Raw genomic sequence first — 11,844 nt, forward strand, 5'->3', positions numbered from 1 at the left:
TCAGTGAAGCAGTTTAGGGCATAGTACACGCCATCAACGAATAGTGTGTTCAACAAGACACTTGGCCAGGTGACAACCCCGGAAACACGGGGTTTCGCCTACTCCGAAGCGCGGATTTTCTGAGCTTCGGAGTAGGCAATTGCGACGCCGCTGAGCGCCGGGAGCCATCCGTAACGGGTGGTTTCAGTGGCTCCGGAGGCACCCACCCCGGCGGCGTCGTAGAAGTAGGCCGCTTCGATCCAGGCGCTCACCTTGGACATGATGGATACGATCATGCGGCCACGCTATCGAGGCGCGGTTCAAGACCCGTTTCCGGTCTGTCACAGCTATGTTAAATGGTCCTGTAGCTCAGGATCCGTGTGCCGCCCTCGTCGGCACCATCATCCGGCGCCGCGTGAATCACCAGTCCCGATTCGTCCGCCGTGACCGTGAGCGGGTTTCGTGTGATGACGTGACCTGCACGGCTGAAGACGCTGACGGGCGCGTCCCAGGTGATTCTTTGGCGCAGCGGTTCCACCAAAGCCAGTCCCCCGAGTTCAAGGGCGCCCCCATCGGCCTGCGGTACCAGGGAAATCCCGCTGCACAACAAGAGTCCGGGCCCCAGAAGCTGGGCGTCCTGGTAGTCGACGAAGTGGCCTGGGTTGTCCCACCGATCCACCAACCGACCTTCCGTGTCCCACGTGTAGAACTGCCTGGAACCCCAGCTTCCGCCGAACACCAGGTCCAGTCCGGGATCGCGTACGATCCAACCGATGTGGTCCTCCACGCGGAACCGCTCGCGGGCCTCGAAGGTGTCCGGATCGATCGTGTAGATGATGCTTCTGCTCTCGGCCCGGTACTCCGCGACCGAAACCCAGACGTGGTCGCCGTCGAAATCGATACCACCGGGGTGATACGCCGCGTCCTCGCCCACAGGAATATCGCGAAGCAGCCCACCGTCCGGCCCGATGACGAAGACGTGCCCGCTCCCCCGCCCGCAAGTGCGCAGCGCAGGATCCTCCGCAGGGCGCGGCGCGTCGAGGATCTCGACGGAGGACAAGAACGTCAATCCCTTGGCGAATGCCATGCCTTGCGGGTGGTGGGTCGGAAAGTCGAGGTGGATCTCCTTGACCAGTTCAAAGCCGCTCCGCCGGTCGAGAGCGGAGAGAAGCTCAGCTGGCATCGGCATGGCTCCACAGTTCGTAAAGCTCGGCTGCATACTCTGGGCGCGCCGCAAGGATTCCGCCCTGTTCGGGGAACGTGTCCGTTTCGCCTTCGGAATTGACCACGGCGCCGCCCGCCTCTTGAACAATGAGCGTCGCCGCCAGGTGGTCGATCGGGCTGAAGCTCCCGATGATTGCCCCGGCACCACGCCCGGCAGCCACGCCCACCACCGTCATCGTCGCCGAACCCATGATCCGCATGATGCTGTGCCGCGCGCCGAGTTCCGCGAGGAGTTCCAACATTCCGGGCCATGGCAAGTGCCCTGCGAGTTCGGTCGCCACTACGGTTCCGGCCAGGTCCGCGGTCGGAACCGGAGCCAGCGACAGGGGCTTTCCGTTGAGCCAGGCACCGTGGCCGGCCCACCCCTCGAAAATCTCGCCTCGCCAAGGATCGGCGACGACGGCGACGGCCGGCTTGCGGTCCACAGCCAAGGCAAGCGAGAACGCGGTCCAGGGAATCTGGTTCACGTAGTTGGTGGTTCCGTCGACGGGATCAAGGTACCAACACGGTTCGCCGGGCACGGCAACTCCGCCCATTTCCTCGCCAACCACCGTGTGGCCCGGAAGGCGGGCGGCGATCACTTCACGCACGTGGCGCTCGACGGCGACATCGACTTCCGTGACCAGGTCACCAGGGTGTGCCTTGGTTGAGACCATGCCGCGATCGGCGTCGCGCATGTATCCAACAGCCCATTCGGCCAGCTCCAACGCGACTCTCCGGGATTCAAGAACCTCGTCTCCAGCCAGTCCGCCGGGAGCCTGGGCCGACGCCCATGCCTGCGGGTCCTCAGCGATCGCGCTTTGCAACAGGTCAAGCTGGTTGCTCGTGATCGAATCCACGCCGAGTCCCAAGGCCCAGCGCATGGTTTCGAGATCATCGATGGTCCAGCAGGCCACTTTGGCTCCCGCGGCGTGGATCTGGTCCACGAAGTCCTTGCTGAGGACCACATGCTCGGAATTGACGAACTCGGGGTTCAGCTCGGCCAGCAACTCCTCCGGCGGTGCGATCCGTTTGTTCCAGGGCAGCCAGATCCGGGCGTCCGGATCGAGGGCGCGGATGATGCGCATCCCGTCCAGATTCCCGCACCAGGCCACCTCGATGCCGCTACCGCGGACGACGGCGGCGGCCGCCTCTGCCGGGCCGGGCTCGTCCATGTCGATGAGCAAGGTCGAGGGGCTGCCGCTGAAAAGCTCAAGGGCTTCGGAAAGCAACGGGATCCGTTCCTCGCCGGCGCCGAGTTGCTTGATTCGGTCGTAGTCGACGTCTGCGGCGTCGGCGTCGAGGTCCCAGATCCTGAGCAGCGAGGCATCGTGGAGCAGGATCACCTGCCCGTCCTTCGTTACCCGGACGTCCACCTCCACGAGGTCCGCGCCGGCGTCGATCGCCGAGGCGATGGCGGCCAGCGTGTTCTCCAGGTGCTTGCTGGAGTCGCCCCGGTGGGCGGTGGCGCGGGTCTTTTGCGTGGCAGTGGTGTTGCTCAAAGCGCGGCACCCGGCTCTGCGACCAGTCGTCCGTCCCGGAAGGTCATGGCCTTCCGGATTGCCGCATAGGTCTGCTGGCCCGGCTGCATGGGCTCGCCGGTGACAAAGCTCCGCAGCTGGGCGTCCGCCCTGCGCACGTAGACTTCCTGGAAGTGTCCGCGCGGAACGACCCGCTCGACGGTTGCCGGCACGGCACCTGCGAACGGCGCGTCGGCCAGGATGACGTCCTCGGGCCGGATCCCGAGAATGTCGGTGCCCGTGGTGATGAGTCCGCCGTCGAGCGTGCCTTCCAACCGGTTCATGCTGCCGATGAAGGTGGCCACAAATTCGGTTTCCGGGCGGGCATAGAGCGCTTCCGGAGTGCTGTATTGCTCGATCTTGCCCGCATTCATCACGGCGATGCGATCGGACATGGACATCGCCTCTTCCTGGTCATGCGTGACGATGACCGTGGTGATGCCCAGTTCCTGCTGGATCTTGCGGATGTCTTCACGCACTTTGACGCGCAGCTTCGCGTCCAGGTTGCTCAAGGGCTCGTCAAGGAGCAGGAGCTTCGGCTCCTGGACGAGCGCCCTGGCCAAAGCGACGCGTTGCTGCTCGCCGCCGGAGATGCGGGCGGGCTTGGAATCCTTGTGGTGCAAAAGGCTGACCAGTTCGAGGACGGCTTCCACTTTGTCCTTGATCTCGGCCTTGGACATTTTGCGGAGCTTCAACGGGAAGCCGACGTTCTTGGCCACGGTCATGTGGGGCCAAAGTGCGTAGTTCTGGAACACCATGGCACTGGGGCGGTTCTCCGCGCCGAGGTGGGAGACTTCCTGGCCTTCCACCTCGATGGAGCCGGAGTCCGGCTCAAGGAAGCCCGCGATCATGCGCAGCGTGGTTGTCTTGCCGCAGCCGGAGGGCCCCAGCAGTGACACCAGCTCGCCCGCCTTGACGGACAGGTCGAGGTTGTCGATGATGGTGCGGCCGCCGAGGACCTTGTGGAGGCCGCGGATGGTGAGGCCACCGCTCGACGCCGGTGTGCCCGGGTTCGTGGGGCTGGCGGACGATTCAGTCAATGGTTCATGGATTGTCATGGTTTCTCTGTCTGACATTTGAGCGCGGTGCGCTATTTGATCTGGAAGCCTTCGGCGAGCTGGCCGCCGAGGATGTGCTTGTGCGCCGCGAGCATGAGGGCTACGGACGGGATGGCCAGCAGGATCGAGAAGACGGCAGCCACCTGGGTGGGGTAGTTCAGCACGAGGCTGTACATCTGGGTGGGCATGGTCATGAATGCCGGGGCACCCACCAAGTACGTTCCTTGTGCTTCGTCGAAGGATGCCAGGAAGGACATCACGGCGGCGACGATAATCCCGGGAAGTGCCATGGGGAGCGTCACGGAAGTAAACACGCGCAATTTGGAGGCTCCGGCGTCGCGGGCTGCTTCCTCGAGGTTCCGCGGGACGGCAGCGAAGGCTGCCGCCGGGATCCACGTCATGAAGACCACCGTGCCCAGCACGTGCACCACCAGGATTCCCAGCACGGTGTTCATCAGGTTCAACGCGTAGAAGAGTGCGGCAAGGGTGACGAACAGGCCCATCTTGGGAAAGGCGTTGGTCGCGAACAGGCTGATCAGGAAGAATCGCCGCCCGGGAAAATCGAACCGGGCGAAAGCGTACGCCGCGGGCAAGCAGATAACCGCGGATACGAGGACGGTCACCGGGGCGAAGAACAACGAGTTCTGCACGGCGATGCCGAGTGCGCCGTCGTTGACCACCACCTGCCACCAACGCAACGTCCAGTCATCCGGAAGGAGGTTGGGGTAGGTCCAGGTGCCGGCGAAGGCGCGCACGCCCAACCAGAGCAGTGGGCCGAGGATGAAAACGACCATCAGGGCCACGAAGAGGCCCACCAGCACATTGCGGACAATCGCGTCCAGCGTGAGTGGCCGGCGGGTGCGGGAAGCAGCGGGGGATCCGGTTGCGACAGCCATCAGACTTTCCCCTGTTCCTTGGCGGACCGGAAGTTCGCCCACACGTAGAGCGCGGCGATTCCGGAGGCAATCAGGAAGACCGTAAAGGCCATGACCGCTGATTGCTGCGGCTGGTTGAAGGAAGAGAAGTAGTTGGACATGTCCACTCCGAGCATGTTGGGCGAGTTCGGCCCGGTGAAATACGGGACCGTGAACGATCCAACAATTCCGATTGCCGTAAACGTCGTCGCGATGATGATGGGAACTGCCGCCATGGGAACGATCACTGAGACGATCGTGCGCAAGGTTCCGGCACCGGCGTCGCGCGCCGCTTCGATCATGGCGTTAGGCACGGACTGCAAGCCGGAGGAGACCATGAGGACGGCGAAAGGCAGGGACGTCCAGACGGAACCGATGATGACCGTGACCATGGTGAAAGCCCACACGGGGAAGTCGACGCCGACGAGCGCGAAGACACTCCGAAGGAATCCCGTTCCGGAGTAGAAGGTGAGAATCGCCCACGAGGCGATAACCACCGGAATGAACAACGGAACGATCGCAAGGCCGGAGAGCAGGCGGGCCATTCGACCGCCCTTGAGCTTGAGGTAGAGCCCGATGCCCATGGCCAGGAAAATGACCGTTGCCGTGCTGACGACCGTCACAATGACGGTGAGCAGGAGGTCGCCGAGGAATCGCTTGTTGGTGAACATTTCCTGGTATGCAGCGAACGTTCCCCACCAAGCCTCTGCCTCGTGGACGTTCTGGCCGATGGTGGCGATGGTGTGGTTCAAGCCGCCCGTCAGGCCGATGCTGAAGCCGAAGGCGAGCACGATCGGGAACCCGACGAAGATTGCGATCAACAGGATCGGCGGCAACGCCATGAAGAACCCGACGGCGCGCTGGCCCAGGCGCTTGGGGCGTGTGGCACCTGCCGGCGGAACTGTTTTTTGCAGTTCCGCCGGCTTTTGAAGCGTGGTTGTCACTGGCCGGGAACCTTCTGGTCCCAGAGGTTGTTCAGGTCCTTGCTCATCTGGTCGAAGTAACCCTTGCGCAGGTTGTTCGTGTCAGCGTCCTTGAACTTCTCCTTGATGTCAGCCGGCAGTTTGTCCAGGCTGATGGCCGGGAATCCGGACATTTCCTTGATGATCATGGACTGCGCTTCCGGAGTCAGGACGAAGTTCGCCAGCTTCAGCGCCGCTTCCTGGCGGGGCGAGGACTTGGGGATGCCGAGGTAGGCAGCACCGCCGGTGAACGACGGGTTGCTGATCTGGGTAGCCTTCACCGTCGACGGGATCTGGCCGTTGGTCACGCCGGTGATGAACTGGTCCGACCAGACCGGGGCCATGGAAATCTGGCCTTTGGCGAGCAGGTCAAGGGTCTGCTGGTTGCCGTTCGGGTACACGCCGTTCTGGAAGACGGACGAGTTCAGGTCCTTCAACGTCGCGAAGCCCTGGTCCCAGTACTTCTCCAGATCCTTCTCGTAGCCCACGGTCATCTTGGCGCGGGCGTCTGCCGGAACGAACTTGTCCAGCACGGTGGCAACGAATGCCCCGCCGGATCCGCCCGACTTGGGCGAGTTGTAGGTGAACTTGCCCGGGTTTGCCTTGATCCACGCGAGCAGGTCGTCAAGGGTCTTCGGCGGGGTGGCCACCGTCTTTGTGTCGTACGCAAGGAGCACAGCGGAGCCACGGTAAGGGATGCCGCCCGTGCCACCGGCCTTGATGACTTCCTGGGGAACATCGTTGAGGGCCGAAATCGTCTGTGAGGTGACCGGGGTCAGGAGGTTGGCTGCGGAAGCCTTGGAGACGAATCCGCCATCCACCAGGTCGAAGTCGGGTTCCTTGTTCTGCTCCGTGGCGCTGGTCAGTTTCGCCAAGGTCTGGGAATCGTGCTCGCCGTGCAGATCGAGCGTGACCTTCACGCTGTAGCCGGGGTTGGCCTTCTCGAACGCGGGGACGAGGTTCTTCTCCCACAGTTTCTGGACGTTGGTGTCCCCGCTGATGAGCACGGTGATGTTCTTGTCAGGGGATGAGCTGGCGCCATTGTTCTGGGCCGAAGTGGTGCTGCTTTGCGCGCAGCCGGTCACAGCGGTGGCTGCAACAACGGCGAGTGCGGCCGCTGCTAGAAAGCGGTTGGTCATGGCTATTCCTTCATCTTGTGCCGAAAGGTCCCCAAATTCAGGACTACTTTCCAAGGGCAAAGTGAAGGACCGGGTCATCGTCCATGAATCCGGGGTTAACCGGAGGAAGACTTAATGCGAATATGTCAGGACATACGCACAATAGTACGAAGGGTCAGATCTCTCAGAGCCGGGACAGCGACAGCAAGAGCGAACGCGGGATAATGGAAGCATGGCAGGTTACGATCAGGATCCTTGGGAAGAGTTCGACAGGCTCAAACCCGCAGGACACGATCGCGTCCAAGGCTATCCGGGAGGAGAACCCTTGGGCTTTGGCTTCAAGACTGGCGTGCGGAGCGCAAGAGTGGCCTTCGGCTTCGCCGTCTATGCGCTGGTTCTTGGAAGTGTGCTCGTCCTGGTTGGTGCCATCGATTTCATCGCCAAGGGCGAGTTGCTGCTGCTGGCGCTCATGGTCCTCATCGAGGCCGCGTTCATTTACGGATTCATCCAGTTGGCGCACCAGGCGCGAAACCGGCGCTCCGCGCACTAGGCAGCTTTCTTGCGCCGCCCGGCGGCAATCGTGAAGCCCGCGCCAGCGATTACCAGGATCGCCAGGCCGCCGGCGATGGCTGTGGCGGTGTTCCAAGGGGCGGCAATCCCGTCACCGGACTCAGCCGGCCGGGGCGCGGCAAGCACGGTCGGCGCGGAGGATGCGGAGTTGCCTGCGCCGCCCTCGCCTACGGGAATCGGGGCGTATCGGGAAACCGAGCCGTTGCCTGTGCCGTTGCCCGGATTGGTCACGATGACCGTACCGTCCGGGGCCACGGCCAGGTGGCTAGGGTTCCTATCCGTCGGAATGGAGGACCCGACGGCTGTCGCACCTGGCCGGATGACGGACACCACGCGGTCTTGGACAGTGCTCACATAGAGCGAACCGTCCGGCCCGACGGCCGCCTCCTGTGGTCCACCCGGGACCGGTATGCGGTACGCGACCGTGTCAGAGTCCGGTTTGATGACAGCAACCGCGTCGGAGCTGATGTTGGTGACATAGACCGTCCCGTCGGGGCCTGCGACAATTCCATGCGGGTTCTCCGTATGCCCGGGCGCGGAGCTGACCTGGATAGTCCGTAAGACCGTGCTCGCTCCGGACGGAATGACCGAGACCGTTCCTGAAATTTGGTTCGCTACGAACGCGGTGCCATCCTTCGTGACCGCGATCTCCACGGGACCTGATCCGACCGCGATGGTTCGGTCCACCGCCGATCCCTTCGGCGCGATGACTGACACGGTGTGCCCGAAGGGATCGGGAACGAAGATCGACCCGTCAGGACCGGCTGTGATCAGATGTGCCCCAGGGGACACCGGAATTCTCCGGGCCACGCCGCTCGCGCCGGCCGGAATGACGCCTATGTCGTACTGGTTCGTAGAATTGTCCCGTTCAGCCACGTACAGGGTGCCGTCCGGGGCCAGTGCCAGACCGGAGGTAAACCCTCCCGTGCTGATGGTCCGGGCGGGTCTAGCTGTTCCGTGAGGTATCACGCTGATGCCGCCGGACGCGCCGTAATCTCCCACATACGCAGTGCCGTCAGGACCAACGATCACCCCAAGGGGTACACCGCCCACGTCAAGAACCTCAGACGGGGCCGCGAGCGCCGGTGCCGCACCCAAAAACATGGCGGCGCCCAAACCGGCCGCGATCGCCAGAGTCCAATTTTTCAATTTCTTCCCCCACTGCGCGGCAGATACGTGTTCACCGGTCGTCCTGTCGAACCATAGGCCAAATGCAGGTCGACGAGTCCTTTGCGTTCGAGTTCGCTGAGATAACGCTGGGCCGTGGGCCGGCTGATGCCGACGCTCCCGGCGATCTCCGAGGCACCCAGGGGCTCTGTGGAGTGGACCACCATATCGAGGACTTTTTGCATGGTGGGCGGCAGGCGGCGCGGTGCCTTGGCCGGGGGAGCCGTCCGGCGCAGGCTGAAGAGCTGGTCCACGGTGGCCTGATCGGCCACGGTTCGTGACTCCGCCTCCTGCCGCCAGCGCCGGTACGCCTCCAGCTGGGTTTGCAATTGTTCGAAGCCAAACGGTTTGACGAGGTAGTACACCGCTCCCCCACGCATGGCAGCCCGAACGGTCTCAAGGTCGCGCGCGGCGGTGATCATGACGGCGTCGAGCTTTTCACCCGCGCTTTGGAGCGAGCGCAGCAAGCTGATGCCGTCTTCATCGGGCAGGTATACATCGAGCAGAAGAAGGTCCGGCTTCAGCCGCTCCACTGCGTCCCTGGCCTCCGCGGCGGTGTGGGCCTCGCCGACGCATTCATATCCCTCGATTTTGGCTACGCGGCTGGCGTGGATGCGCGCTACGCGGAAGTCGTCGTCGACTACCAAGGTGCGGATCATTCGATCGTTTTTCCTGTCATGACCGGGGTGTCGGATTCCGAGCGCGGTTCCGGCAACCAGATTTCAAAGCGTCCCCCGGGTCCGGGGAAAACATCCATGGTTCCTCCTGCGCGGTGAACGATCCGGCTCACCAGCGCAAGGCCTATCCCGCGGCGCATTCCCGGCCGCGCTTCCTTGGTGGTGAACCCGTCGGCAGTGATCGTGCCCACCAATTCTGCAGGAACACCGGGCCCGTTGTCCGTCACGCAGATGAAAATGCCCGAGGAGTCGTCCAGTTGGATTGTCACCTCACGGGGCGCGGGTTGCTCCGCGAGGATCTCGACGGCGTTGTCCAGGAGGTTCCCGACAATAGTGAGCAGCGCTTGTGTTTCAAGGAAGGGTTGGCGCAACTGCGAGTCGTCGGTCACCGAGATCGCGACGTCCTGCTCAGCTGCGACGGTGATTTTGGCGAGCAGCAAGGCTGCCAGTTCCGGCGGCTCGATCCGCGAGCGCAGGCCTTCACCAAGGGAGCGCGAGGTGTCCGAAATCCGCGATACGAAGTTTCGCGCCTGGTCCACGTCTCCGAGTTCCAGGAGCCCATCCACCACGTGGAGTCGGTTGGCGTACTCATGTTCCTGGGCGCGCAAGGCCTCCATCAGGCCCTCGACGGAGCGAAGGTCGCGCACCAGGCCCTCAACCTCGGTGCGGTCGCGCAGCGTGACCACCGAGCCTATGCTCCGTCCGGCCAAGGCAACGGACATCCGGTTCACCACCAGCAGCGCGTCCTCGGTGATGACGATCTGGTCTGTGCCGCTGATTTGCCCGGTCAGCAGGGACCGGAGCCGTCCCTCGGGCAGGAGATCTTCGATCTTCTCCCCCAGCACGTTTTCTTCCAGGTGCAGCAGGGACCGCGCCTCGGAGTTGATGACGGTGACCCGGCCGTCGTCGTCGAGCCCTATCATCGCTTCCTTGATGCCGTGCAGCAGGGCCTCGCGCTCTTGAAGGAGGGAGGCGATCTCCACCGGCTCGAGGTCGAAAGTGACTCGCTTGATCCTGCGCGCCAACAGGGCTGAGCCGCCAGCGCTGATCGCCAGGACCGCGGCGGAATAGCCGGCAATCAGCCACGCCTGCTGCGCGAGCTCGCTGCTTTCGGTGGTCACGAGGATTCCCACCGAGACCTGCCCGACGACGGTCCCGTCCGCCGCGCGCACCGGCGCCTTGGCGTTCACCGAGTCGCCGAGGCTGCCCTTGTCGATGCCGACATGGGTCTGCCCGTCAAGGACTGCGACAGGTTCTTCCAGGGTCTGCCCGATCAGGCTTGGATTCGGGTGGGAGTACCGGACACCTTTCCGGTCCGTGACCACGACATAGTCCGGCTGTGCCTGGGACTGGACCTTGCCCGCAATCGCCTGGATCGAGTGGTTGGGATCCCCGGTCTCGAGCGACGTCACGATCTCCGGCATTTGCGCCACAGTCGTGGCGATGCCCAGCGCCCGGAGCCGATACTGGTCTTCCAAGGTCTGGTTGCTGATTTGGGTGTAGAGGAGCGCGCCCAAAGTGACGGTCACGAACACGATACAGAGCAACCACAGCAGGATCTGGGACGCAAGCGGCCGCGCCTTCCAGCGCGCGCCGAAAAAACGCAAGCCACGCAACCCTGGATGCACCGCCAACCTCTTCCTACTCTCCTAGTAGCTTATGTGACAAAGTTCACGGCTACTACGGCTCAGGCGCTCCCCCGCCGTCGGGACCTTTCTCCGGAGATAGCCAGCCAGGCAAAAACGTCACAGCGCAGGCACAGCATAGGTACAGAGGGGCCAAAGCGTGGGGTTCGAGCATGGATATGGCTTCGAACCCGTCGGAGTGGAACCTCAAAGGAGCATCATCGTGAACACAGTCCGGAAACTCGCAGTCGGCGCCGCACTGATTGGCGCTGTCGCAGGCGGCGGAGCCCTCACCGCCATGGCCATGCCGGCCAATGCCGCAACTACCGACACCTCGACCGCCAGCCCGTCCACCCCCGCCACCCGCGGCAACCATGGAAATGAAACCGACCTCACCGGGGACACCGCGAGCAAGGTCAAAGCCGCTGTCCTGGCCGCCAACTCCGGCGCCACAGTGGAAAACATGTCCACCGAAGACGACGGAAGCGCCGCCTACGAAGCCCACATCACCAAGTCCGACGGCACTCATGCCACCGTCAAGCTCGACGCGGGCTTCAACATCACAGCCACCGAAACCGGCGGACGGGGCGGAGGGAAGGGCGGCCATGGCAACCACGGAAACGAAACCGACCTTACCGGGGACACCGCAAGCAAGGTCAAAGCCGCTGTCCTGGCCGCCAACTCCGGCGCCACAGTGGAAAACATGACCACCGAAGACGACGGAAGCGCCGCCTACGAAGCCCACATCACCAAGTCCGACGGCACTTATGCCACCGTCAAGCTCGACGCGGGCTTCAACATCACAGCCACCGAAACCGGCGGCCGCGGCCGCTAACTCCCTGCGCGACCTCATCGGCGAGGGTAGGACCGTCAATCCTAGGAAAAACAGGGTGCGGCACAGAAGCTGACATCGTCTTGCGGAGCGCTTAGCGTCTTTTAACAGAAGCTTGCCCGACGGCGGTTCCACCTTTGAGTATCCGGCATTCTTCCAGCGGCTGGCTGGTTTTCCAGTCCAGTCTGGAAGGCCGGGGCTCCACGTTTAGATGAGAAG

General features: G+C 63.4%; 12 protein-coding genes. 2 read left to right on the forward strand and 10 right to left on the reverse strand.

What is annotated here, in order from left to right:
• Nucleotides 1–98 precede the first annotated feature (98 nt).
• Genes L0B83_RS15690 through L0B83_RS15720 form a run of 7 tightly spaced genes read right to left on the reverse strand, consistent with a single transcriptional unit; the run spans nt 99 to nt 6,775 of the window.
• Nucleotides 99–275 carry a hypothetical protein gene (locus L0B83_RS15690; RefSeq protein ID WP_234759489.1) on the reverse strand — a complete coding sequence of 59 codons (177 nt, stop codon included), beginning with the start codon at nt 273–275 and terminating at the stop codon, nt 99–101.
• 56 nt (nt 276–331) lie between these two features.
• Nucleotides 332–1,168 carry a DUF6454 family protein gene (locus L0B83_RS15695; RefSeq protein ID WP_234759490.1) on the reverse strand — a complete coding sequence of 279 codons (837 nt, stop codon included), beginning with the start codon at nt 1,166–1,168 and terminating at the stop codon, nt 332–334.
• A complete protein-coding gene (locus tag L0B83_RS15700; protein WP_234759491.1) occupies nt 1,152–2,684 on the reverse strand; it encodes an inositol monophosphatase family protein in 1,533 nt (510 codons plus the stop codon). The genes L0B83_RS15695 and L0B83_RS15700 overlap by 17 nt, the downstream gene beginning before the upstream one ends.
• Nucleotides 2,681–3,742: an ABC transporter ATP-binding protein gene (locus tag L0B83_RS15705; RefSeq protein ID WP_234759492.1), complete on the reverse strand. Its 1,062-nt coding sequence runs from the start codon at nt 3,740–3,742 to the stop codon at nt 2,681–2,683. Before L0B83_RS15705 ends, L0B83_RS15700 begins: the two co-directional genes overlap by 4 nt.
• Nucleotides 3,743–3,792: 50 nt before the next feature.
• A complete protein-coding gene (locus tag L0B83_RS15710; RefSeq protein ID WP_234759493.1) occupies nt 3,793–4,656 on the reverse strand; it encodes an ABC transporter permease in 864 nt (287 codons plus the stop codon).
• Nucleotides 4,656–5,618 carry an ABC transporter permease gene (locus tag L0B83_RS15715; protein ID WP_234759494.1) on the reverse strand — a complete coding sequence of 321 codons (963 nt, stop codon included), beginning with the start codon at nt 5,616–5,618 and terminating at the stop codon, nt 4,656–4,658. Before L0B83_RS15715 ends, L0B83_RS15710 begins: the two co-directional genes overlap by 1 nt.
• Nucleotides 5,615–6,775: an extracellular solute-binding protein gene (locus tag L0B83_RS15720; protein ID WP_234759495.1), complete on the reverse strand. Its 1,161-nt coding sequence runs from the start codon at nt 6,773–6,775 to the stop codon at nt 5,615–5,617. The genes L0B83_RS15715 and L0B83_RS15720 overlap by 4 nt, the downstream gene beginning before the upstream one ends.
• 211 nt (nt 6,776–6,986) lie before the next feature.
• On the opposite strand from L0B83_RS15720, the gene L0B83_RS15725 reads away from it, so the two are divergent.
• Complete coding sequence (locus L0B83_RS15725) at nt 6,987–7,304, forward strand: hypothetical protein (RefSeq protein ID WP_234759496.1); 318 nt, start codon at nt 6,987–6,989, stop codon at nt 7,302–7,304.
• Here the strand turns inward: L0B83_RS15725 and L0B83_RS15730 are convergent.
• The 3 genes from L0B83_RS15730 to L0B83_RS15740 are packed head-to-tail and all read right to left on the reverse strand — an operon-like array spanning nt 7,301 to nt 10,775.
• Nucleotides 7,301–8,473, reverse strand: a complete 1,173-nt coding sequence (locus tag L0B83_RS15730; protein WP_234759497.1) for a Vgb family protein — start codon at nt 8,471–8,473, stop codon at nt 7,301–7,303. The two genes, L0B83_RS15725 and L0B83_RS15730, sit on opposite strands and share 4 nt — an antisense overlap.
• A complete protein-coding gene (locus L0B83_RS15735; RefSeq protein WP_234759498.1) occupies nt 8,470–9,150 on the reverse strand; it encodes a response regulator in 681 nt (226 codons plus the stop codon). Before L0B83_RS15735 ends, L0B83_RS15730 begins: the two co-directional genes overlap by 4 nt.
• Complete coding sequence (locus tag L0B83_RS15740; protein WP_234759499.1) at nt 9,147–10,775, reverse strand: ATP-binding protein; 1,629 nt, start codon at nt 10,773–10,775, stop codon at nt 9,147–9,149. The genes L0B83_RS15735 and L0B83_RS15740 overlap by 4 nt, the downstream gene beginning before the upstream one ends.
• Before the next feature lie 241 nt (nt 10,776–11,016).
• Here L0B83_RS15740 and L0B83_RS15745 point away from each other — a divergent pair, with 241 nt between their 5' ends.
• Nucleotides 11,017–11,628 carry a PepSY domain-containing protein gene (locus tag L0B83_RS15745; RefSeq protein ID WP_234759500.1) on the forward strand — a complete coding sequence of 204 codons (612 nt, stop codon included), beginning with the start codon at nt 11,017–11,019 and terminating at the stop codon, nt 11,626–11,628.
• Nucleotides 11,629–11,844: the final 216 nt, after the last annotated feature.

The sequence above is a fragment of the Arthrobacter alkaliphilus genome (genome assembly GCF_021483235.1).
GTDB classification, from domain to species: domain Bacteria; phylum Actinomycetota; class Actinomycetes; order Actinomycetales; family Micrococcaceae; genus Arthrobacter; species Arthrobacter alkaliphilus.